Annotated in this window: 22 protein-coding genes; 8 read left to right on the forward strand and 14 right to left on the reverse strand. The window is 63.1% G+C overall.

Going from position 1 to position 21,169, the window contains the following annotated elements; genetic code table 11:
- Positions 1-3: 3 nt before the first annotated feature.
- Genes CXR43_RS11755 through CXR43_RS11765 form a run of 3 tightly spaced genes read right to left on the reverse strand, consistent with a single transcriptional unit; the run spans position 4 to position 2,681 of the window.
- The gene (locus CXR43_RS11755) at positions 4-828 is read right to left on the reverse strand and encodes a C40 family peptidase (protein ID WP_103334292.1); all 825 of its coding nucleotides are present in this window, start codon (positions 826-828) and stop codon (positions 4-6) included.
- Positions 828-2,231, reverse strand: a complete 1,404-nt coding sequence (locus CXR43_RS11760; protein WP_103334293.1) for a leucyl aminopeptidase family protein — start codon at positions 2,229-2,231, stop codon at positions 828-830. The genes CXR43_RS11755 and CXR43_RS11760 overlap by 1 nt, the downstream gene beginning before the upstream one ends.
- 60 nt (positions 2,232-2,291) lie before the next feature.
- On the reverse strand, positions 2,292-2,681 hold the full coding sequence (locus CXR43_RS11765; RefSeq protein ID WP_103334294.1) for a hypothetical protein: 390 nt from the start codon (positions 2,679-2,681) through the stop codon (positions 2,292-2,294).
- 142 nt (positions 2,682-2,823) lie between these two features.
- Between CXR43_RS11765 and CXR43_RS11770 the strand changes: the two genes are divergently transcribed.
- The 3 genes from CXR43_RS11770 to CXR43_RS11780 are packed head-to-tail and all read left to right on the forward strand — an operon-like array spanning position 2,824 to position 4,811.
- Positions 2,824-3,468 (forward strand): carbonic anhydrase, encoded by a 645-nt coding sequence (locus tag CXR43_RS11770; protein WP_103334295.1) that lies wholly within the window; start codon positions 2,824-2,826, stop codon positions 3,466-3,468.
- A 50-nt stretch (positions 3,469-3,518) separates the two neighbouring features.
- A complete protein-coding gene (locus CXR43_RS11775; RefSeq protein ID WP_103334296.1) occupies positions 3,519-4,499 on the forward strand; it encodes a sodium-dependent bicarbonate transport family permease in 981 nt (326 codons plus the stop codon).
- 3 nt (positions 4,500-4,502) lie between these two features.
- On the forward strand, positions 4,503-4,811 hold the full coding sequence (locus CXR43_RS11780) for a P-II family nitrogen regulator (RefSeq protein ID WP_103334297.1): 309 nt from the start codon (positions 4,503-4,505) through the stop codon (positions 4,809-4,811).
- Positions 4,812-4,881: 70 nt separating this feature from the next.
- Here the strand turns inward: CXR43_RS11780 and CXR43_RS11785 are convergent, their stop codons facing one another.
- From CXR43_RS11785 to CXR43_RS11810, 6 genes are all read right to left on the reverse strand, one after another.
- A complete protein-coding gene (locus CXR43_RS11785) occupies positions 4,882-5,904 on the reverse strand; it encodes an aspartate-semialdehyde dehydrogenase (protein ID WP_103334661.1) in 1,023 nt (340 codons plus the stop codon).
- A 120-nt stretch (positions 5,905-6,024) separates the two neighbouring features.
- Positions 6,025-7,191 (reverse strand): MFS transporter, encoded by a 1,167-nt coding sequence (locus CXR43_RS11790; RefSeq protein WP_103334298.1) that lies wholly within the window; start codon positions 7,189-7,191, stop codon positions 6,025-6,027.
- A 151-nt stretch (positions 7,192-7,342) separates the two neighbouring features.
- Positions 7,343-8,584 carry an MFS transporter gene (locus tag CXR43_RS11795; RefSeq protein ID WP_103334299.1) on the reverse strand — a complete coding sequence of 414 codons (1,242 nt, stop codon included), beginning with the start codon at positions 8,582-8,584 and terminating at the stop codon, positions 7,343-7,345.
- A gap of 122 nt (positions 8,585-8,706) precedes the next feature.
- Positions 8,707-9,519, reverse strand: a complete 813-nt coding sequence (locus CXR43_RS11800) for an aldo/keto reductase (protein WP_246831376.1) — start codon at positions 9,517-9,519, stop codon at positions 8,707-8,709.
- Positions 9,520-9,739: 220 nt separating this feature from the next.
- A complete protein-coding gene (locus tag CXR43_RS11805; RefSeq protein WP_103334301.1) occupies positions 9,740-10,870 on the reverse strand; it encodes a Gfo/Idh/MocA family protein in 1,131 nt (376 codons plus the stop codon).
- Positions 10,871-10,877: 7 nt separating this feature from the next.
- A complete protein-coding gene (locus CXR43_RS11810) occupies positions 10,878-11,579 on the reverse strand; it encodes a GntR family transcriptional regulator (protein WP_103334302.1) in 702 nt (233 codons plus the stop codon).
- A gap of 102 nt (positions 11,580-11,681) precedes the next feature.
- Between CXR43_RS11810 and CXR43_RS11815 the strand changes: the two genes are divergently transcribed.
- Genes CXR43_RS11815 through CXR43_RS11825 form a run of 3 tightly spaced genes read left to right on the forward strand, consistent with a single transcriptional unit; the run spans position 11,682 to position 14,257 of the window.
- Positions 11,682-12,839: an LLM class flavin-dependent oxidoreductase gene (locus CXR43_RS11815; RefSeq protein WP_103334662.1), complete on the forward strand. Its 1,158-nt coding sequence runs from the start codon at positions 11,682-11,684 to the stop codon at positions 12,837-12,839.
- On the forward strand, positions 12,839-13,732 hold the full coding sequence (locus tag CXR43_RS11820) for an aldo/keto reductase (RefSeq protein ID WP_103334303.1): 894 nt from the start codon (positions 12,839-12,841) through the stop codon (positions 13,730-13,732). The genes CXR43_RS11815 and CXR43_RS11820 overlap by 1 nt, the downstream gene beginning before the upstream one ends.
- A gap of 27 nt (positions 13,733-13,759) precedes the next feature.
- On the forward strand, positions 13,760-14,257 hold the full coding sequence (locus tag CXR43_RS11825; RefSeq protein WP_435530799.1) for a flavin reductase family protein: 498 nt from the start codon (positions 13,760-13,762) through the stop codon (positions 14,255-14,257).
- Between the two features lie 99 nt (positions 14,258-14,356).
- Here the strand turns inward: CXR43_RS11825 and panC are convergent, their stop codons facing one another.
- Together panC and panB are read right to left on the reverse strand one after the other, a co-directional pair.
- Positions 14,357-15,196, reverse strand: a complete 840-nt coding sequence (gene panC, locus CXR43_RS11830; RefSeq protein WP_103334663.1) for a pantoate--beta-alanine ligase — start codon at positions 15,194-15,196, stop codon at positions 14,357-14,359.
- A gap of 2 nt (positions 15,197-15,198) precedes the next feature.
- A complete protein-coding gene (gene panB / locus CXR43_RS11835) occupies positions 15,199-16,035 on the reverse strand; it encodes a 3-methyl-2-oxobutanoate hydroxymethyltransferase (RefSeq protein ID WP_103334305.1) in 837 nt (278 codons plus the stop codon).
- A gap of 192 nt (positions 16,036-16,227) precedes the next feature.
- On the opposite strand from panB, the gene CXR43_RS11840 reads away from it, so the two are divergent.
- Positions 16,228-16,569: a cupin domain-containing protein gene (locus CXR43_RS11840; RefSeq protein ID WP_103334306.1), complete on the forward strand. Its 342-nt coding sequence runs from the start codon at positions 16,228-16,230 to the stop codon at positions 16,567-16,569.
- Here CXR43_RS11840 and CXR43_RS11845 read toward each other — a convergent pair.
- From CXR43_RS11845 to CXR43_RS11855, 3 genes are all read right to left on the reverse strand, one after another.
- Positions 16,566-17,450, reverse strand: a complete 885-nt coding sequence (locus tag CXR43_RS11845) for a DMT family transporter (RefSeq protein ID WP_103334307.1) — start codon at positions 17,448-17,450, stop codon at positions 16,566-16,568. The two genes, CXR43_RS11840 and CXR43_RS11845, sit on opposite strands and share 4 nt — an antisense overlap.
- Positions 17,451-17,532: 82 nt before the next feature.
- The gene (locus tag CXR43_RS11850; protein WP_168219822.1) at positions 17,533-18,357 is read right to left on the reverse strand and encodes a L,D-transpeptidase; all 825 of its coding nucleotides are present in this window, start codon (positions 18,355-18,357) and stop codon (positions 17,533-17,535) included.
- Positions 18,358-18,520: 163 nt separating this feature from the next.
- Complete coding sequence (locus CXR43_RS11855; protein WP_103334308.1) at positions 18,521-20,689, reverse strand: esterase-like activity of phytase family protein; 2,169 nt, start codon at positions 20,687-20,689, stop codon at positions 18,521-18,523.
- Between the two features lie 185 nt (positions 20,690-20,874).
- On the opposite strand from CXR43_RS11855, the gene CXR43_RS11860 reads away from it, so the two are divergent.
- The gene (locus CXR43_RS11860) at positions 20,875-21,129 is read left to right on the forward strand and encodes a GlsB/YeaQ/YmgE family stress response membrane protein (RefSeq protein ID WP_103334665.1); all 255 of its coding nucleotides are present in this window, start codon (positions 20,875-20,877) and stop codon (positions 21,127-21,129) included.
- Positions 21,130-21,169: the final 40 nt, after the last annotated feature.

Genomic DNA, 21,169 nt, shown 5'->3' on the forward strand with positions numbered 1-21,169 from the left:
TCATCACACGGGCAGTATACGCCGGCGCGCTGTGACCGGGCCGCCATCCTGCGCCAGAATGCGGGTGATTGCCTCTGCGATCGGCTCGAACGCCACTGTCATCGTGTGGCCATTGGCATGCAGGATGCGACGGGTGTCTGCGACCCAGGCAACATGTCCGGCCCAGAATATCAGATCACCGCGTTGCAGGGGAATGTTGTCCGCCAGATCCTGCCCGAGGCTTTGCTGCTGGTCACTGTCACCCGGGCAGGCCAGACCGCAGGCCAGCATCGCCGTCTGCACCAGCCCGGAACAGTCTATCCCTACTGCCGAGTTTCCGCCCCAGAGATAAGGCGCCCCGACAAGGCTTTCGGCCACCGCGACGGGGTCATCCGGGCGGTCGTTCACGCTGCGCAAATGGGTCAGCGGCACATAGCCGTGCGGCGTTTCGGCAAAGCTGCCATCAAGGCGGCTGACAGTCAGCCGTGCCCCGAAGGGCAATGCCTCCAGTTCGGCCGCTTGAACCTTGGGACGCGCGTAAAGATGGCTGGACCTTGCCGCGACCCAATGGGTGGCAGGGGTGGCCGGGCCGATGGCAGAGGCTTTGAGCCAACCACAATAACCGTCCTTGGCCGCCTGCACAAAGGCGTGATTGTCCCTCAGGTCGATGACAGTGACGGCGTCCCCCATAAGCAGTTGGCGGTCGCGCGCCCCACCGGGATGGGCCAGCAGATCGGCGATCGGCAGTTTGACGGTCGCCGCCTCACCTTCGGTAAAGGTTGCCTCCACCTGCCCCCGCAACGAGGGCAGGGCGAAGCGGCCCGAAAACGGGGTGATGCGCCGGTCCATCACAGGCCCAGCATGTCGGGCAGCGCATGGAGCAGCGCCCGCGCGCCCTGCCCGGCCCCCCCCTTCGGCCGCCCCGGCAGATCAGCCGGTATATGGCCGTAGATGTCGAAATGCGCATACCGCGGCGTTGCGACGAAGCGGCGCAGGAACAGCGCTGCGGTGATCGCCCCGGCAAACCCGCCCGTGGGGGCATTGTCCAGATCGGCGATGCCGGGTTCGATCATCGGCTCATAGGCGTCCCAGAACGGCAGGCGCCAGACCGGATCAAACCCTTTGGTTCCCCCGGCCATGATGGCATCGGCCATGGCGGGATCGTCGGTGAAATAGGGGGCCAGGTCCGGCCCCACCGCCACACGGGCCGCGCCTGTCAAAGTGGCCATCGAGAGGATCGTCGCGCCGTCTTCCTCGCTGGCATAGGTCAGGGCATCGGCCAGGATCAACCGCCCCTCGGCATCGGTATTGTTGACCTCGACCGTCAGGCCCTTGCGACTGGTCAGAATGTCGCGCGGGCGCATGGCCGCACCGGACACGCTGTTTTCCACTGCCGGCACCAGCAGGCGCAGACGCAGCGGCAGACCCAGCCGCATGATCATCAGCGCAAGGCCCATGACCGTTGCCGCCCCGCCCATGTCTTTCTTCATCAACAACATGCCGGCAGATGGCTTCAGATCCAGCCCGCCGGTATCAAAGCACACCCCCTTGCCCACCAGCGTCAGCTGCGGGCCTGTGCTGCCCCAGCGCATTTCAAGCAGGCGGGGCGCGCGTGGCGAGGCGCGTCCCACCGCGTGGATCATCGGGAAATTCTGCGCCAGCAGGTCATCGCCAACGATGGCGGATGCGGTGGCTCCATGTTCCTGGGCCAAAGCAAAGAAAGCGGCCTGCAGATCCTCGGGGCCCATGTCATTGGCAGGGGTGTTGATCAGGTCGCGGGTCAGGTATTCGCCCGCAGCCATGGCCATCAGGAAGCTGCCGTCCAATCCGTCTGGAAGTTTGAGGCGTGTCTGGTCAGCTGGCACCCTGCCGGGACGATAACGGTCAAAGCGGTAGCCTGCCAGCAGCCAGCCCAGCACAGCCTCTGTTGCATCGGTCTTGGTCAGGCTGCCCGACAGATGCCAGTCGCCCGGCGGCAGGCCAGCGATGGCCTTGCCCATCCCAAAGCGCCCCCGCGCCCGCATGGAGGCGGTGCCGCTGCCGATGATCGCGCCGGCAAGCCCATCTGCTGCAGGCAAGAGGCGCACATCGCCCGATGCTGCCTTGAACTGCGTGGCATTCAGCCATCCAGCCCAGGCCTGTCCCGGTCCGGCGAGCCAGTCTGGCAGGCCATCAGCGGCGACGACATGCACCGGCAAGGAGGCAGATCCTGCAGGGGCAAAGGCGGGCAGAGGGGTGGACGGGGGCGGCATCTGACGGCTCCTTCTGGGTCGCCAAAGCCTAGCTGTTCCCACGCCGCCTGCAAGCCCCCGCTACAGCAATGAGCGGTCAGGCAGGGCCTTGTCCAAGGCGAGTGAGTGTTCGGCGATGCGGATCAGCCGGGCCCAGACTGCAGCAAAAGCCGTGGAATCCCCGGAGGCGAGGCAAGACCGCGCATCCCCAGCGACGAGTGAAAGCGAAACCATGCCCAGATTTTCTGCGATAAGTTGCAAGCGGCGCAAGTGCCGTGCCAAATCTGCCAGGTCATGCGCCTGTACCTGAGTGGCCAGCCCCGCCATGGTAAGCGCGACCTCACCCAAGGCACGGGTGACCACCCGCTCGGCCGATTCTGCGCCCAGATTTCGGTAAATCGTGGCGATCGGCCCGCCGTCCTGCCGCAGTCGTTCCAGCGGACACAGCCGCACCACATTGTCAGCCTGCATGGCCCTCACCCTTTGATACACACCCAAGGGCAGGCTGCGCCCGTTTCGTTGAAGAAAAGGTTGCAGGTGCAGAATTATCCCTCTCGAATTTTCTGCGATTGCGGCCTATCTGGGTCTGGCCCATTTCCGGAGTACCAAAGGCATGGACGCAGCCCGCCCCCTTCCGAACTATCTGATCCAGCGGTTTCATGGCTGGCGTGCGACGACGTATCAGGACAACCGGGCCTGGTTCCGCCGTCTGGCGGCCAGCGGGCAGCATCCGCGCGCGATGGTGATTTCCTGCTGCGACAGCCGGGTGCATGTGACCTCGATCTTCGGCGCGGATGAGGGAGAGTTCTTCATTCACCGCAATGTCGCCAATCTGGTGCCGCCTTATTCGCCCGACGGCACCTATCACGGCACGTCGGCGGCGGTGGAATATGCGGTGACCTCGCTGGGGGTCGCACATATCGTGGTGCTGGGGCATTCCAATTGTGGCGGGGTCAAGGGCTGCCATGACATGTGCATGGGCCATGCCCCGGCGCTGGAGGAGAAGACCTCCTTTGTCGGGCGCTGGATGGACATTCTGCGCCCGGGGTTCGAACGGGTGCGCGACCTGCCCGATGCCGACCGCCCGCGCGCGCTGGAAAAAGAAGCGGTGCTGATCAGTCTGGAAAACCTGATGACCTTTCCCTTTGTGCATGAGGCGGTCACTGACGACCGGCTGACGCTGCACGGGCTTTGGAACGACACGGGCGAGGGTGCGCTGGAGCATTACGATCCGCTGCGCGGGTTTGTTGCAGTCTGACCTTGTCTTAGATTAATCGCTCCCCATATCGCCGCAAACGGGGAGCCTTCATGCAGGACATTCTTTCTTTGGCGGCAGACAATCTGCTGTCACCCATGATCTTGTGCTTTGCACTGGGGCTGTTCGCGGCCTTGGCGCGGTCTGAACTGACGGTTCCTGAGGCGGCGGCCAAGGCGCTGTCGATCTATCTGCTGTTTGCCATTGGCTTCAAGGGCGGGGTCGCTGTGGCCGACCACGGGGTCGATGCCCGGCTGCTTTCGGCCTTGTTGGCTGGTGTGGTGTTGTCCTTTGCGCTGCCCTTCGTGGCCTTTGGCCTGTTGCGTGGACTGACACAGATGTCGACCACGGATGCAGCGGCCGTGGCGGCGCATTACGGATCTATTTCGATTGTCACCTTCGTCACCGGCACCTCGGTCCTCACCTCGCAGGGCATTGCCTCTGAAGGCTATATGGTGGCCGTGGCCGCCGCGATGGAGGCTCCGGCGATCATTTCGGCGCTGTGGCTGGTCAGTCGTGGCGGCAGTGGGGCGCAGCGGATGGATGCAGACCTCTGGCGCGAGATTTTGCTGAACGGGTCGATCGTTTTGCTGGTCGGATCCTTCGTGATCGGCATGGTCACCGGGCAGGATGGTATGGTGCGGATCGAAAGCTTCATCGTCTCGCCGTTTCAGGGGGTCTTGTGCCTGTTCCTGCTGGACATGGGGCTGGTCGCGGGCCGCGGCCTGCGCGCCTCGCGTGGGGTGCTGACGGCGGGCGCGCTGGTGTTTGGTGTGGTGATGCCGCTGGTCGGGGCCGTCGCGGGGCTGGCAGCCGGGTTGCTGCTGGGCCTGTCAACAGGCGGTGTCGCGCTGATGATGGTGCTCGCGGCCTCTGCCAGCTATATCGCGGTGCCGGCTGCTATGCGGGTGGCCCTGCCAGAGGCGAACCCGTCAATCTATCTGACGCTCTCGCTGGGCGTGACCTTTCCCTTCAACCTGACGATTGGGATTCCGGCCTATGTTGCCGTGGCCCAGGCCGTGACCGGAGGCTGACCGATGCAGACCCATGCCGCCAAACGCGTTGAGATCATTATCGAGGCCCCGATGCAGGGGCGCCTGACCGATGCGCTGACCCGGGCCGGTGTGACGGGCTACACGGTCTTGCCGGTGCTGGGTGGGTCGGGCCGGTCGGGCGACTGGACGCGGGAGGGCCAGGTCGGACGCGGCGGCATGGTCGCCGTGGTTTGCCTGATCAGACCCGAGCGGTTGGACAGCCTGCTGGATGCCGCATTCACCGTCGTCGCGCGGCATATCGGCGTGGTCTCGGTCAGCGATTGCGAAGTGCTTCGGGCCGAGCGGTTCTGAGCGCGCCCGGCAGGCCCCCGATGAAAAAGCCCGCCGGAGGGCGGGCTTTATGGGCTTCAGGCCGTAGGCATCAGCCCTTTTTCAGACAGCGCTGGCCCAGCACTTCGGCGATCTGCACCGCGTTCAGCGCCGCCCCCTTGCGCAGGTTGTCGGACACAACCCAGATGTTCAGACCGTTTTCAACCGTCTCGTCCTGCCGGATACGGCTGACATAGGTGGCATATTCGCCCACGCAATCGATGGGCGTGATGTATCCCCCGGCCTCGCGCTTGTCGATCACCAGTACACCCGGCGCCTCGCGCAGGATGTCGGTGGCCTCTTCCCAATCAAGGTAATCCTCAAACTCGATGTTGATCGCCTCGGAATGGCCGACAAAGACCGGCACACGGACGCAAGTGGCGGTGACCTTGATCTTGGGGTCGAGGATCTTCTTGGTCTCGACCACCATCTTCCACTCTTCCTTCGTATCCCCGGAATCGAGGAACACGTCGATATGCGGGATCACGTTGAAGGCGATCTGCTTGGGGTAGACGGATGGTGCCACTTCCTGACCCGGCACATAGATGCCCTTGGTCTGGTTCCACAATTCGTCAATCGCCTCTTTGCCGGTGCCCGACACCGACTGATAGGTGGCGACCACCACGCGCTTGATCCGGGCACGGTCGTGCAAAGGCTTGAGCGCCACCACCATCTGCGCGGTCGAGCAGTTGGGGTTGGCGATGATGTTCTTGTTCTTGTAATGCACGACCTCGTCGGCGTTCACTTCCGGTACGATCAGCGGAATCTGCGGGTCGTAGCGATAGAGCGATGAGTTGTCGATCACCACACAGCCCTGGCTGGCAGCCTTCGGGGCATAGATCTTGGTGGCATCCGACCCGATGGCAAACAGCGCGATGTCCCAGCCCGTAAAGTCGAAGGTGTCCAGATCCTTGGTCTTGAGGGTCTTGTCGCCAAAGGACACTTCGGTCCCCAGCGACTTGCGGCTGGCAAGTGCGGTGATCTCATCCACGGGAAATTCACGCTCGGCGAGGATATTGAGCATTTCCTTGCCCACATTCCCCGTCGCGCCCACGACAACGACTTTATAGCCCATCCGGCCCTCCATGCGTCAAACGACGCTGCGTCCTACCGCAAAGGGGGAGCAGGGGGAAGAGGTTGTAGAATAAGAGCGGGGCTCTGCCCCGCACCCCGGGATATTTCAGAACAGATAATGTCAATCGGTCCGGTCTTGCGAGAAGGCATAGACCGCAAGCCCGGCGGCGAGGAACAGGGCAATGAAGCCGAAGATGGCGGCGGTGGGGGCCGAGGCCGGGTCGGGCGCGGTGGTGGCGTGGATGCGGCCGGTGGCCAGTTGCAAAAGCCCCACGGGGGCGATGCCGAACAGGTTCAGCAGCGTGACGCCCCGCCCTGTCAGATGCGCCGGGATAAAGGCCCGGCCATGGGCGATGACCATCGGGAAAGACGCCCCGGCAAAGCCCAGGGCCGCCAGCAAGACAATGGTCAGCGTGGGGCTTTGTGGCGACAGCCACAACCCGACCAGTGCGGCAAGCGCCAGGGCATTGCCCCCAAGGATCAGCCATTTGCGGGTGCCAAGCGCGCGCTCTAACGGGCCATAGGCAAAGCTGCCCGCCACCATGGCCAGCCCCATAATCAGGCTGACCTGTCCGATCCAGGCGGCATCGGCCCCGAACACGTCGCGAAAGAGGGGCCCGACCCAGAGGCCACGGATCGAGGCGGCGGGGGCATAGCACACCGCCATCATGATCAGCATCGGCCACAGAGCAGGCATGCGCAACAGGTCCAGCAGATTGCCTGACTGCCCCCCCGCCGTGCGGGGCGGGTCGCGCAACAGGGCAAGGATCGCAAGCGCCACCAGCCCCGTGATCGCCGCCAGCCCCCAGAGTGAGGCCCGCCAGCCCAGAGCCTCGACCGCCATCGACAGCGGCAGCGACGCGCCGATATTGCCCAGGTTGCCGATGCCGACCGTTGCCCCGGCCAGCGTGCCGAACACCGCAGGCGCATAGCTGCGGGCGAAGATGTAATAGGACGCCATCAGGACCGGCGAACAGCCGACGCCGATGAGCACCATGGCCAGCTTGATCGCCCCCGGCCCGGTCGCCATGGCAAAGATCACCGCCCCCGCCGCCCCAACGGCCATGAGCACGGCAGAGGTCAGACGCGGACCGACGCGGTCAAGCGCCTCGCCCACCGGGATCTGCATGACGGCGAAGGCCAGAAACCACAGGCCAGAGGCGGCGGCCAGATCGCTGGCCGTGGCACCCAGATCGCGGTCCAGGACCGGGGTCAGCACCGCCAGAAAGGCACGGTAAAACTGGCTGAGGACGTAAGCCCCCAGAAGGGCGGCAATTCCGGCGCGCATGGATGGTGTTCCTCTGTCTTGGCGCGCGACCATTGCAGGGTCGTGCAGGCGGGTCAACTGGTCCAGATGAGGGCCGTTTGCAAGGATCGGCGGCACTGCACGGCCCAGTTTTGCGTGGGAGAGCAGAGGCAGCGTTCAGACCGGTCCGGCTTCAGGCGGGCAGGGCAGCCAGCGGCTTTTCCCGGATCGGCAAGTGGACAATGGCTGAAAACGCCCCCACGCCCACGCCGATCCACCAGACCAATGTGTAGTCGCCGGTGATGTCATACATCTTGCCCCCCAGCCACACGCCCAGAAACCCGCCGATCTGATGCGACAGGAACACGAATCCGTAAAGCGTGCCCATGTAGCGCAGGCCATAGATATGTGCCACCAGACCCGATGTCAGCGGCACGGTCGCAAGCCAGAGCGACCCCATGACAGCAGAGAATATCAGCACGGATTCCGGCGTGATCGGCAGCAGGATGAAAGCGGCGGCGGCAATGGTGCGCGCCACGTAGATGCCGGTCAGCAGGTATTTCTTGGTATAGCGCTTGCCCAGCCAGCCTGCTGTCAGCGTGCCCGCGATATTGGCCAGGCCAATCACCGAAATCGCCACCGCCCCCAGGGCGGAGGTCGTGGTGATGCCCATGCCCGCCAGCATCCCCGCCGGATCAATCGGGCCACAAAGTTCGGTCACAAAGGCCGGGAAATGCGCGGTGATGAAGGCCAGCTGATAGCCGCAACTGAAAAATCCAAGGAAGATCAGGCTGAAGGACGGGTCCTTGAAGGCGCGGGTCAGCACTGTGCCCATGCTTTCCTCCAGCTCCGCCCGGGTAGCAACATGGGGCGAGCGGATGAAGGGCAGCGCAAACAGGCTGCACAGGATAAGCCCGGCAAAGATCACGAAGACCTCTTGCCAGCTGTAGGATTGCAGCAGGAACTCGGCCAATGGTGCCCCGAAGACCTGCCCCATCGACCCGGCGGCGGTGGCGATGCCAAGCGTCATCGACCGGTGCTCGGGCGCGGCGGCCCGCCCAACCACCGCCAGCACCACGCCAAAGCCGGTACCCGCGATGCCAAAGCCCACCAGAATTTCCAGCACATGATGCTGGCCCGGCGTCACGGCAAAAGAGGACAGCACCAGCCCGAGGGCATAGGTCAGCGCGCCTGCGATGATCGCCTTTCGGTCGCCAAACCGTTCAGCCACTGCGCCAAACAGCGGCTGGCCGATCCCCCAGGCCAGGTTCTGGATCGCAATGGCGAGCGAGAATTCCGCCCGCGCCCAGCCAAATTCCTCGGCAATCGGGATCTGAAACATCCCGAAACTGGCGCGGATGGCAAAGCCAAGCATCAGGATGACACAGCCGGCAATCAGCACCGGGGTGATGAGGGGGGCCTTGGTCTGGGTCATGGCTACGCTCCTGTCAGGCGCGGCACGATGTGCCCGGACCGGGGTGGCGTCAAATGCTGTTTTGTGATCCGCACAATCAGCCGTGCGGATTTACCTGCACGGACAAACCGCTGTGACAAAACCTAACCGAAGTGAAGCGGGTCTGGCCCGACGCGGGCACCGGCATCGAGCGTGGCCATGGCGGCCATGTCCTCATCGGTCAGGCTGAAATCGCAGACCGCCAGATTTTCGGCCAGACGTCCGGCGTTTGTGCTGCGCGGGATCACCGAACAGCCCAGCTGGACATGCCAACGCAGGATCACCTGTGCCGGGGTCTTGCCCGTGCGCGCGGCCACCGCCTGCACCGGGGCCGCCTCAAATGACTGCCCCTTGCCGAGCGGCGTCCAGCATTGGGTCACGATGCCCAACCGGTCATGCAGGGCACGCAGTTCGGTCTGCTGAAAGCCCGGGTGAAGTTCGATCTGGTTCAGCACCGGGGTGACCCCGGTTTCCCCGATCAGCCGCTCCAGATGGTGCCCCATGAAATTCGAAACGCCAATCGACTTGACCCGCCCTTCCTCGCGCAGCCGGATCATCGCACGCCAGGTGTCCAGATACAGGTCTTTGGCAGGGCAGGGCCAATGGATCAGCAGCAGGTCGGGATCCGTGCCCAATCGCGCCACCGACTCGTCAAAGGCGCGAAGCGTTTCGTCATGACCCTGACGGTCATTCCAGATCTTGGTGGTCACAAACAGCTGATCGCGGGCCACGCCGGCGTCGCGCAGCCCATGACCAAGACCCTCTTCATTGCCGTAGATTGCCGCGCCGTCGATCAGGCCATAGCCCATGCCGATCGCCAAAGACACGATGCGCCCGGTCTGATCTGCGGGAATCTGCCAGATGCCAAGGCCAAGCGCCGGAATCCGGTTTCCATCATTCAGCTTCAAAACCGTCATCATCGTCTCCAGCCCGTCTGCGCCGCAGGGAACAGATTTCGGGGGCAAGATGCAAGCGGGAACTGCCCGCCGCGGTCCGGGGTTTGCAGCTTTTCCAAGGACTCCGGGGGAGTCGCGCGCCGGTGCCCAGCGGATGGCCAGCGGCAAATCCGCTGCGCGACGGAGGCAGCGCCCCCTGAAAAAACGGCTTGTCCCTGCCCTTTGCGGGGGCGCAATCAGATCACGTCTGGCGGGCACGCGCAGCGGTCGGCACATAGGCGGCGCGGGTCAGGTCAACGGCCTGGCCTGTCGCGGCACTTTCCTGTGCCGCCATGCCGATGGCCACGGCCCACCAGCCATCCAGCAGGCTGACCTCAGGGGTGTGCCCGTCGCGCACCACGCGGGCAAATTCCTGATGCTGATAGAATGTGCTGCCGTTATGATCGCCCGCCGCCAGCAGCGCCGGGTCCACTGGTACCTCAAGCTCCCGCGGACCCTTGGGGTCGCGCGGGCTGATGATGACCTTCGGCACCGGGGCATCACCCAGATGCGCGGGCCAGAACCGCCCCGGACCGGGGACAAGGCATTCGATCCGGCCCTTTGGTCCGACAGCCGTGATTTCTTCCTGATAGCGCGCGCCTTCGGCGAACATGCACAGCTCCAGCATGGCGCGAAGACCGTTTTCAAAGTCAACGATCACGAAAGCATTGTCCCAGATGTCGGGGATCTGCCCGTCATAAACCTCATCCATATGGTTCACCGCCTGACCCGCCGATGCCATCACCCGCACCGGATTGCAGCCGGCGATCAGCCGCATCAGGTCAAAGAAATGGCAGCATTTTTCCACCAGCGTGCCGCCGGTGTTGCGATTGAAGCGGTTCCAGTCGCCCACCTTTTCCAGAAAGGGAAAGCGGTGCTCACGGATGGTCAGCATCTTTATGCCGCCTGTCGCGGCTTGCGCTTGGGCGATCAGATGCGCCACCGGGGGCATGTAGCGGTATTCCATCGCCACCCAGATCTGCGCCGGATAGGTGGCGCGCAAGGTCGCCAGTCGCGGGGCGTCGGCAGGATCGGTGAAGAGCGGCTTTTCGCACAGGATGGGCAGGGGCCGGATTGCGGCAATCTCCTCCAGCTGCGCCAGATGCCTGTGGTTGGGCGATACGATCAGCAGGCAATTCACCTCCGGGTGCGCCACCACCTCGGCCACGCTGCCTACCATCTGCGCTTCCGGGGCAAGGCTCGCCGCCGCAGCCCGCATTGCAGCGTCCGGCTCGAAGATCGCGGCCACGCTGGCCCCGTGGATCAGCGCGATATTGCGCAGATGCTCTTGCCCCATCATGCCGCAGCCGATGATACCGTATCTCAGATCCATGTCAGCCTCATTTCAGGCGGGCCACATAGGCCACGCGGTCAGGGTCATACCAGGTCAGGGACGCCTCGACAGACTGGCCGTCCTGTGCGCTTGCGATCCGGGTGATCATGGGCAGCGGCGTGCCGGGCGCATGCGGAAATTCGGCCGGAGCCCAGCCGGGCAGCTTCCCAAGCCCGATCCGGTCTTCGGCCCGCGCGATCCACAGGTTCAGCCGCTGGCGGTAGTACAGATAGAGCGATTCCGACAGATCCTGCGGCACAATCCTGCCTGTCAAAGCGCCGTCCAGCCAGATCTCTTCGACCGCTGCCACCACGCCTGACAAGTACCGCAGGCGTCGGATGCGGTGGCCTTCACTGCTGGTTCCAAAGGCGGGCAGGGCCGGGTCCTTGGCCAATCGGTCCACCGACAGCACGCGGGCGGTGGGCAGGCCGCCGCCCTCCCGCAATTCGATCCGCAGCAGCGCATAGACCGAGGACGGGTCCGCGTTGGCGCGGATGTAATTGCCCGATCCTTGTTTGCGCTCTATCAACCCCTTTGCCGCGAGTTCTTTCAGCGCTTGGCGCAGAGTGCCCACGGCAATGCCCAGACCGGCCGCCATGTCGCGTTCGGGCGGCAGGCGTTCACCATCCATCAGCCGGCCTGCCGCGATGTCACGGATCAAAAGCTCGCTGATCTGTTGGTACAGGGGTAATGCGCCGAGGGATGGCATGTCGGTGCCGCAAATTGATACAGGATTGATCTATATCATTTCCGATGCTACGCAAGACAAAACGTAGCTCTGATGCGCGGACTTTTCAGGGAGGAAAACGCGATGACAGTGGTGCCCGTCACCTCGGCCGATCTTGAGGCGAGCGAGGTCAGCTGGTTCGCCGCCCTGTGTTCGGATGATTACGAATATCTCGGCGTGCCTGATCCGACGCTGCGGTCCAGTTGGGCGCATTGCTCTGGCATCGTGCAGCGCGCTGAAAGCCATGGGTTTCGCAACATTCTGTGCCCGTCCTCTTATCAGGTGGGGCAGGACACCTTGTCCTTTGTTGCGGGCTGTGCGCCGCTCACTGAGCGCATAAATTTCCTCGCCGCCATCCGCTGCGGCGAGATGCAGCCGGTGATGCTGGCCCGCACCGTGGCGACGCTGGACCATATGCTGCAAGGTCGGCTGACGCTGAATGTCATCAGTTCCGACTTTCCCGGAGAGGTGGCGCCAAGCGCGTTCCGCTACAGGCGCAGTCATGAAGTGGTGGAGATTCTGCGGCAGGCCTGGACCCGCGACCACATCGAATACAGTGGTGAGGTCTATCAGATATCCAAGATCAGCGCTGATCCGGCCAGGCCCTATCAACAAAACGGCGGGCCCTTGCTGTATTTCGGGGGTTACTCTCCTGATGCCTTGGAGCTGTGCGGCGCGCAATGCGACGTCTACCTCATGTGGCCCGAAACCAAGGATGTTCTGGCTCAACGCATGCGTGACGTGCATGCCCGCGCCGCCGCCCATGGCCGCACCTTGGACTATGGGCTGCGGGTGCATATGATTGTGCGCGACACGGAAGCCGAGGCGCGGGACTATGCCGAACACATCGCCAGCAAACTGGACGACGACTATGGCAAGCTGATCCGCGACCGGGCGCATGATTCCATATCGCTTGGTGTCGCGCATCAGGCCCGCGCCCGCGATCTGGCCGATCAGTTCGGCTATACCGAGCCGAACCTGTGGACCGGCATTGGCCGGGCGCGGTCGGGCTGTGGGGCGGCGCTGGTCGGGTCCACCGATCAGGTGCTGAGCCAGATTGAAGAATATCGAAAGATGGGCATAAGGGCCTTCATCTTTTCGGGCTACCCCCATCTGGATGAATGTGACCATTTTGGCACCAAGGTGCTGCCGCAGCTGAAGACCTGCTCGCTCCCCCACGCATATGGCCGCGTGCCCGCCAGCACCCCGGCCACTCCTTTAGGAAACGGACCCCGCCGCTGATGGAAAAGATTGCACTTTCGCCCGATGTCTCGCTCTCGCGCCTTGTTTATGGCATGTGGCGGCTGGCCGATGATGAAAACACCATGCCCGCCCATGTGCAGGCCAAGATTGAATCCTGCCTTGCCCAAGGCATCACAACGATGGATCAAGCCGATATCTATGGCGGCTACACGGCCGAGGCGATCCTTGGCGCAGCACTGAAAGCCGCCCCCGCGCTGCGGGACCAGATCGAGATCGTCACCAAATGTGATATCATCGCACCAGCCGGACGCCATGCCGCGGCGCGGATCAAACATTATGATACATCGGCGGCGCATATCACCGCCTCAGTCGAGACATCCTTGCGTGACATGGCGACGGACCGGATTGACCTGCTGCTGATCCACCGCCCCGACCCGTTGATGGACCATGCTGAGACCGGCGCGGCGCTGGATGCACTGGTGGCCTCTGGCAAGGTGTTGTCTGTCGGGGTGTCGAATTTCCGTCCTTGGGATTTCGAGTTGCTGCAAGCGGGGATGACCACGCGGTTGCGGACCAATCAGATCGAACTCAATCTGATTGCCAACAGCGCCCTGACCAATGGCGACATTGCCTATCACCAGCGCCACGGGCACCCCTTGATGGCATGGAGCCCGCTGGCTGGCGGCAGCCTGCTGTCGGCATCGCAAACACCGCTGCGCGCGGCCCTGCACCGGATCGGGGCAGAGCAGGGCACGGATTGGTCGGCGGTGGCGGTGGCCTGGCTTTTGCGCCATCCGGCCCGCATTTTGCCGGTGATGGGAACCAACAGCCTTGACCGGATTGGAAAACTTTCCGACGCCTGCCGTGTTGAAATGGATCGTCAGACGTGGTTCGAGCTCTATACCCATGCCATAGAGCATGAGGTGCCGTGATGGCATGCGGCCAATTGTGATGGAATTTTGATGACAGATCTGGAGTTCGGCCCCGCTGACAATCCGCGCGCGTTCCGCGACGCGCTGGGCCGCTTTGCGACCGGGGTGACGGTGGTGACCTGCGCCGCGGCAACCGGGCCGCTGGGTTTTACCGCCAACAGCTTTGCCGCGGTGTCACTTGATCCGCCTTTGGTGCTGTGGTCCCCGGCGAAATCCTCCAGCCGTTTCTTGCCCTTTGCACAGGCGCAGCATTATGCGATTCACGTGCTCGATCTGGCCCACGCTGAATGGCTGCCGCGCTTCAGCCGCGATGGCGCGGGCTTTGACGGGCTTGGCCATGACCTGAATGCCCAAGGCGTTCCGCTCATTCACGGCGCCTTGGCCCGGTTTGAATGCGCGCAACACGCCACGCATGACGGTGGCGATCATCTGATCGTGGTGGGGCGCGTTCTGCGCGCTGCTTATCGTGAAGGAATGCCCCTGGTGTTTTCGCAAGGGGTTTATGGGCAGTTCGCAGGGATCTAGGCGAAATGCGGTGGCTTGGGCAGACTGCACTGATGCGCCAGGTCACCGGGATATCTTTTGAACAGACCCTGACCCCGAAAAGGGGGCGAGGGCTGCCTGTCAAACCGGGATGTTGTCGATCAGCCGCACCCCGTCCAGCCAGCAGGCGGCCAGCATCCGGCGGGGGCTGGCGGGATCGTCTGATGGCATCAGGGTCGCGGCGTCGCGCAACTCGATATACTCCACCCGTTCAAACCCCGCCGCGCGGATTGTCTCGGCCGCCTCACGGATGGCCATGCGGTCGGATTGGCCGGCGCGAATGTCATCCGCGGCTGCCGTGATGGCAGCATAGAGCACGCCGGCCTTTTTACGCCCCTCTGCCGTCAGCCGCACATTGCGCGATGACATGGCCAGCCCGTCTGGCTCGCGGATCGTTTCACAGCCGACGATCTGCACCGCCAGATTCAAGTCGCGCACCAGGCGCAGCACCACCTGCAGTTGCTGCCAATCCTTTTGGCCAAAATAGCCCCGATCAGCCTGTGTCATGCCCAACAGCTTGGTGACCACCGTGGCCACCCCGTCAAAGTGGCCCGGCCGCATCCGCCCTTCCAGGGGCTCCGACACGCCGGCAACCGAGACCACGGTCTTGAACCCCTCGGGGTATACCTCTTCGCGCGTTGGGGCAAAGATAAGGTCCACCGGCACGGTGGCCAGCAGGGCGGCGTCTGCAGCCTCGGTGCGCGGGTATTTCAGCAGGTCATCGGGATTGTTGAACTGCATCGGGTTGATGAAAATGGTGGTGATCACCCTGTCACAGTCACGCCTGGCGGCCCGGGCAAGGCTCAGGTGGCCGTCGTGCAGCGCGCCCATGGTGGGGACAACGCCAATGGTCTGGCCAGTGGCCCGCCAGGCACCGGTATAGGCGCGCAGATCGGCGACGGTGCGGACGATTGCAGGCAAGGTCACGGCTTGGCTTTCCCGGGCAGGACATCGGCGAAGGCATGTTCAGGGCCGGGGAAAGCGCGGGCGCGCACGTCTGCGGCGTAAGATGCGATGGCCTCATCGGCCAGCTTGCCAAGTTCGGCGTAGCGCTTGACGAATTTCGGCCGGAAATCGGTGAACAGCCCCAGCATATCGTCGATAACCAGCACCTGGCCGTCGCAATCCCCCCCCGCGCCGATGCCAATGGTGGGAATGCTCAACGCCGCAGTGATCTGGGCGGTCAGACCATGCGGCACCTTTTCCAGGACTATGGCGAAGGCCCCTGCCGCCTCGCATGCCTTCGCGTCGGCCATCACCTTGGCGGCCTCTGCATCGCGGCCCACCACCTTGTAACCCCCCAGCGTGTTTACCGATTGCGGCGTCAGCCCGATATGCGCCATCACCGGCACCCCGCGCGCGGTCAGCAAGGCGATGGTTTCAGCCATATGCGCCCCGCCTTCCAGCTTCACCGCCGGTGCCCCGGTTTCCGCCATCAGGCGCGCAGCGCTGCGGAACGCCTGCTGCGGGCTTTCCTCATAGCTGCCAAAGGGCAGGTCGATGACCGGCATCGCCTTTGACAGCCCGCGCATCACTGCCCGGCCATGCAGGATCATCATCTCCATCGTCACGCCGATGGTCGAGGGCAGGCCATGCAGGACCATGCCAAGCGAGTCGCCGACCAATACCATATCGCAATGGGGATCGACGAGGCGCGCCATCGGCGTGGTGTAGGCTGTCAGCATCACCAACGGCTGTCCCCCTTTGCGGGCCGTGATGTCGGGCGGCAGAACCGGGCGGACGGGGGATGTGGCGCTCATGATCGTCTCCTGCCTGTGACGCCTTGTCATTCGGGCGTCCATAAACTGCCCGACATCAGTGCATGACCGCGCCGCGATGCGCAAGAATATTGCGCCGCACTGCGGCACATCGGGCCGAGGTCGCGATGCGCGGACTTGACGGCACGGCAGCTGCAATGTCCCATGGCAGCAGCACAGACACCGGAGGCCGCAATGTCCCTGATCGAACGCGTTACCCAAGATGGCGCCGTGGCCGAAGAGGAAAGACCTGACCCAGCCAAGCTGGTGTCGGGCGATCCGGTGCATACCACCTGGTCCCTTGAAGAGGGGAACGGGCTCTATTGTGGGCTGTGGCACTCCACGCCCGGTGCGTGGCGGGTGTCCTATGCAGAATGGGAATACATCCACATCCTGTCTGGCCATTCAATCCTGCGCGCCGAAGATGGGTCTGAAACGCATTTGCGGGCCGGTGACAGCCTGATCATCCGCCCGGGGTTCGCAGGTATATGGGAGGTGGTCGAAACCACACTCAAGGACTATGTGATCCGGGTCTAGGCGGGCCTGGCCTTACGGCTGACCATCGCCACCCCGACCCCTGCCAGTGCCATCCCGGCCCATGCCAGAGGGGGCATCGCTTCACCCAGCAGAAGCCAAGCGAACAAGGCTGACATTGCCGGCACAAGGTAGAAGAGGGCAGAGACGCGGCTGACCTCGCCCACGCGGATCATCGCCAACAACAGCGACATGGCAAGCAGTGAATTGCCGATCACCAGATAGGCCATGACGGCGATGAACTCTGCATCCCAGGAAATGCTTTGGCTTTCGGTGAGCAGGGCCACCGGCAAGGTAAAGGCAGCCCCCACTGCATATTGGATCAGGTTCGACGTCACCGGATGCTGGCTGACCCCAAAGCGCTTTTCATAGACTGTGCCTGCCGTGATCCCGATCAATCCGCCCGCCGCCAGAAGCAGGCCCCAAGGATTTTCCGCTTGCACCTGCGACCGGGACAGAATGACCACCAAGGCCCCGCCCAGTCCGAAGGCCAGACCCATCCACGCCCTGCGGCTGACCACTTCGCCGACGAAACGTGGAGCAATCAGCGCGACAAGGATCGGCTGCAGGCAGACCACAATCGCCACCCCGGCCGCCGATACGCCGGATTTGAACGCAAGATAGCACAGGCCGAAATATCCGACCTGGATCAGAAAGCCGACCACCGCCACGTCGAGCCAGCCACGCGCCGTTGCGGGCATTGGCGGGCGCAGAAACAGCACGAATGGCAACAGCACGACCAGCACAAGGCAGTAGCGCAGCGCCAGTATGGTCATGGGTTCGGCATGGCCCAAGCCCAGCTTGGCGACGGCAAATCCGGCCGACCACAGCACCAGAAACACGGCAGGGGCGGCGATCAGCCAGAGGGGGCGGGGAGCTGTCATGCTGCGGACTATTGCCGGGACGCAGACGAAAGAAAAGGGCTGCCACGCTGCCTTTGGCCGACGTCAAAGGCAGCGCCTGACATTACAGCGGAACGTTGTCGCCGCCGGTCGCCGGCATGCCATCACGCGGATCGTCGAACACCGGCGCTTGCGTGTTGGCATTGGGCCCATAGATCAGCTCGGGGTCCACCGTGCGGGATGGCAGGTCGACGCCACGGTTGAAGTTTTCCGGGTCCACCCGCAGCGCCTCGGCCTCGGTGCGGACATGGACGGGGGTGCCGATCGGCACCAGTTCGAACAGGTGGATGATGTCCTGGTTGAACATGCGGATACACCCTGCCGACCCGGAATTCCCGATAGATTCCATGTCATTGGTGCCATGGATGCGGAAATAGGTGTCGCGTCCGCCCTTGTAGAGATACAGCGCCCGCGCGCCCAAGGGGCTGCGCAGACCACCGGGAATGCCGCCGGCAAATGGTCCGTAAACCTCCGGCTCACGGCGGATCATGTTGCGGGTCGGCGTCCAGCCCGGCCATTTGCGTTTAAGCTGAATGGTGCCATTGCCGGCGAATGCCAGACCGGCGCGACCAACGCCCACGGGGTAGCGCACGGAATTGGCCCCTTCGCGCACGAAATACAGAAATTTGGAATAGGGATCGACGTCGATGGTGCCGATGGGCTGTTCGCCCAGATATTGCCCGGTAATGCGCCGGTTCGGACTTTGCGTGTACTGGCCCGGAATGCCGGGCAAGGTGTAGCCGCTGTCAAATACCGGCCCGTATTCGGGAAGGAACCCGGCCGAAAACATCGGCTGATCGCTGCCGGGCACGGCTGGGGCACAGGCTGACAGGGCGGCAAAACCGGAGAGGGACAAAAAGCTGCGGCGGCTGAGGGGCTCAAAAGACATGGGACGCCTTGATAAAACGATTCACACCTCCCTAGCATGCCGTTTTGCAAAACGGAAAGACCCGGACAGGTTTTCCTGCCCGGATCAGCAATCGGTGGCGCTTTTGTGATGGACCGGATGCGGAAATCCGTTCCGCATCCGGTTTGGTCACAGTGTTTAGGGCTCAGTTCATCGTGCCAATGGACCAGAACAGTGTCTCGCCCGACGAGTCGTCCACGCCGTCATTGTCGGTGACGACCCAACCCGTGCCCGCAGAGTCGATGGCAAAGCCTTCGACCTTGTCCATGGCATACCCGTTCAGCACCGCCAAATCAGGCAGGAAGTCGTGCACAAGTTCCTTGGTCACCACCGGCAAAGTGCCCCCCAACTCGGCAGCCTGCATGTCTGCCACCGGAACGCGGTACAGTTTCTTGGTCACGGCCTTGCCTGCGATCTGATTGTCTCGCTCGACAATATAGACCCAATCGCCGTGCAGGGTGATTTCCGACAGACCCATCCAGGCTCCCTCGGCGGGCGTATCCAGCGGATAATGCACGGCACCCCAGCTTTTGTCGGCGGTGTTATAGGCCAGCAGTTTGACCATGCCCTTCGGATCGTCTTTCCATTCGCGCTGCACGGCCATCCACAGCCAGTCACCGGCCACGGTGATGCCTTCGAACCCGAAGCGGATTTCATGCGGCAGCAGCGCTTCGGGCAGGGCGATTTCCTGTTTGATCTCGCCCTTGTCGTTCACGTTGTAAATCGCGTGCGGGATCAGACGGTCACTGCGGCCTTCCGATGCCACCCAGAACCCGCCGTTGCCATCGGGCGCAATGCCTTCGATATCCAGTTTCTGCGCCGGGTGGCCGCCGCGGGTAATGTCCAGCGCCGCGGTGATCTGTGCAGGCGTCTGGGTGGCGTCAATGGTGTAGATGCGCGGCATTGCCCCGTAAATACTGTCTGACACGGCATAAAGCTGGCCCGGCTCCGCGCCTGCAGTGAGGCCCGAAAGCGCGCCCCAGCCGATCAGCGGATCAGTACCTGCGCTGGTCAGCATCGGATAGGCGGCAAGTGACTCGGTCCGCTCATAGATCATCACATGGGCAGGGGCGAGGCCGTCTGCGCGAAGGTCAACCTCATTCGCGGTGATCAGCAGGTTGCGCGCCGGAATGGTGGCAATCCCTTCGGGAGACACGCCTGAGGGCAGCAGCTGGCGCAGCACAGGGCTGGCTGGATCGGTCAGGTCATAGACTGCGATGATCGAGCTGCGTTCGGATGCAACAAAGGCCATCGGCACGCCGTCAAACGTGTCGAACTTCACCGACTCCAGCTCCACGCCCTTGGTGTGGCTGCGGTGTTCCGGGTAATGGCCGATTTCGGCAATCGCGCGCTCCAGCGTATTGCCAGAATCCCAGATCAGCGTGCCGTCCTTGTTGAAGATCGACCAGCTGCGCGTGCCGCCGTTCCAGTCGCCCTCATTCGCCGTGGCGAAATGATCGGCGTCGATCCAGGCAATCGCATCGGGTTCGCGCGGCACAGCACCTTTGGTTTCGGTGAACTCCAGACGGCCATCGCGTTTGGTATCGATACCCGACACCTCAACCTCACCGGCGTTGAAATGGCTGACCACAGTGCCATCGGCACCGATCACCACGATGTGGTTGTTTTCCTGCAGGGTGACAACAATCTCACCGGCTGCGTTCACATCGACATATTCCGGCTCGGGATCTTCGGCCCCGATCTCAGCCAGCGCGGTCAGATCGACCCGCACCTGCGCGTCACAATCCGCGACCCCGTCCACCACTGGCAGCTTGACGACATAGCCGGCCGGCATCTGCGGCAGGCCGCCGTCGCCCGCATCCTCATCACGCTCATTCTCGATGGCGATCGCCAGGAAAGACCCGTCCGGGGCCTTTGCCACCGCATCCGGCTGGCCGCCGATGTCGCATTCGGCGGTGATGGCGCGGGTTGCGGGATCAATCGTCACCAGCTTGCCTGACGGATTGGTAAAGCTCTCCGATGTGTTCACGCCCGAAAAGATCATGTTGCCAATGAACACCGCAGTTGTGGGCTCGCCGCCCACATCGATGTTGCCCATGGCTTTTGGAGCTTTCGGGTCAGTGATGTCGACAAGACCAATCACCCCAAGCGGGCTGTCGGTGTAGACCAGCGTCATACCATCCTCGGATGCCGAAATGATCTCGGCACTGGTTTCGCGCGCGGCATCTTCTCCCTGCGCCATGTTCTGCGGCGTGGCAAAGCTGGCGATGCGGTTGAAATTCAGCTCTGCCAGAGCGGGAAAGGCGGCAAAGATGGCCAAAGTAGAAGTCAGCCCAAGTGTCTTCATCGGCATCGGTATCATCCTCGTTCAGATCGGAAATCTAAGCGAGCCATGAGCCGAAGAGGTCAAAGCCAGATGAAGCAATTATGTCTGGCGTGTGAAATTTGACATCGGCGACATTTAGCCGGGAACCTTTTTCGCCGTTCAAGAGTTTGTGAGCATAATCCCCGCAAGCGGGGTCTCAGAAAGGGACTATGATGACCATTGAAGCACTTCTTATCATTCTGTTGATCGGCGCTGTTGCCGGCTGGCTTGCGGGCCTGATCGTCAAAGGCTTTGGCTTTGGCCTGCTGGGCAACATTGTTGTCGGTATCGTCGGCGCACTGATTGCCAGCTTCCTCTTCCCCGCCATCGGGCTTGGCCTTGGTGAGGGCATCCTGGGGTCGATCATCGCCGCCACGCTGGGTGCTGTGATCTTGCTGTTCCTGATCCGGCTCGTAAAGCGCGCGTGATCCTTTTTTACCAGTGTTTCAGAGTGAAATTTTTCAAGTC

Source organism: Pseudotabrizicola formosa, assembly GCF_002900965.1.
In the GTDB taxonomy this organism is placed as follows: domain Bacteria; phylum Pseudomonadota; class Alphaproteobacteria; order Rhodobacterales; family Rhodobacteraceae; genus Pseudotabrizicola; species Pseudotabrizicola formosa.

Excerpts from the sequence above, each read along its gene's own strand:
- CXR43_RS11755 (WP_103334292.1), bottom strand. The coding sequence starts at position 828 with ATGGACCGGCGCATCACCCCGTTTTCGGGCCGCTTCGCCCTGCCCTCG.
- CXR43_RS11760 (WP_103334293.1), bottom strand. The coding sequence starts at position 2,231 with ATGCCGCCCCCGTCCACCCCTCTGCCCGCCTTTGCCCCTGCAGGATCT.
- CXR43_RS11765 (WP_103334294.1), bottom strand. The coding sequence starts at position 2,681 with ATGCAGGCTGACAATGTGGTGCGGCTGTGTCCGCTGGAACGACTGCGG.
- CXR43_RS11770 (WP_103334295.1), top strand. The coding sequence starts at position 2,824 with ATGGACGCAGCCCGCCCCCTTCCGAACTATCTGATCCAGCGGTTTCAT.
- CXR43_RS11775 (WP_103334296.1), top strand. The coding sequence starts at position 3,519 with ATGCAGGACATTCTTTCTTTGGCGGCAGACAATCTGCTGTCACCCATG.
- CXR43_RS11780 (WP_103334297.1), top strand. The coding sequence starts at position 4,503 with ATGCAGACCCATGCCGCCAAACGCGTTGAGATCATTATCGAGGCCCCG.
- CXR43_RS11785 (WP_103334661.1), bottom strand. The coding sequence starts at position 5,904 with ATGGGCTATAAAGTCGTTGTCGTGGGCGCGACGGGGAATGTGGGCAAG.
- CXR43_RS11790 (WP_103334298.1), bottom strand. The coding sequence starts at position 7,191 with ATGCGCGCCGGAATTGCCGCCCTTCTGGGGGCTTACGTCCTCAGCCAG.
- CXR43_RS11795 (WP_103334299.1), bottom strand. The coding sequence starts at position 8,584 with ATGACCCAGACCAAGGCCCCCCTCATCACCCCGGTGCTGATTGCCGGC.
- CXR43_RS11800 (WP_246831376.1), bottom strand. The coding sequence starts at position 9,519 with ATGACGGTTTTGAAGCTGAATGATGGAAACCGGATTCCGGCGCTTGGC.
- CXR43_RS11805 (WP_103334301.1), bottom strand. The coding sequence starts at position 10,870 with ATGGATCTGAGATACGGTATCATCGGCTGCGGCATGATGGGGCAAGAG.
- CXR43_RS11810 (WP_103334302.1), bottom strand. The coding sequence starts at position 11,579 with ATGCCATCCCTCGGCGCATTACCCCTGTACCAACAGATCAGCGAGCTT.
- CXR43_RS11815 (WP_103334662.1), top strand. The coding sequence starts at position 11,682 with ATGACAGTGGTGCCCGTCACCTCGGCCGATCTTGAGGCGAGCGAGGTC.
- CXR43_RS11820 (WP_103334303.1), top strand. The coding sequence starts at position 12,839 with ATGGAAAAGATTGCACTTTCGCCCGATGTCTCGCTCTCGCGCCTTGTT.
- panB (WP_103334305.1), bottom strand. The coding sequence starts at position 16,035 with ATGAGCGCCACATCCCCCGTCCGCCCGGTTCTGCCGCCCGACATCACG.
- CXR43_RS11840 (WP_103334306.1), top strand. The coding sequence starts at position 16,228 with ATGTCCCTGATCGAACGCGTTACCCAAGATGGCGCCGTGGCCGAAGAG.
- CXR43_RS11845 (WP_103334307.1), bottom strand. The coding sequence starts at position 17,450 with ATGACAGCTCCCCGCCCCCTCTGGCTGATCGCCGCCCCTGCCGTGTTT.
- CXR43_RS11850 (WP_168219822.1), bottom strand. The coding sequence starts at position 18,357 with ATGTCTTTTGAGCCCCTCAGCCGCCGCAGCTTTTTGTCCCTCTCCGGT.
- CXR43_RS11855 (WP_103334308.1), bottom strand. The coding sequence starts at position 20,689 with ATGCCGATGAAGACACTTGGGCTGACTTCTACTTTGGCCATCTTTGCC.
- CXR43_RS11860 (WP_103334665.1), top strand. The coding sequence starts at position 20,875 with ATGACCATTGAAGCACTTCTTATCATTCTGTTGATCGGCGCTGTTGCC.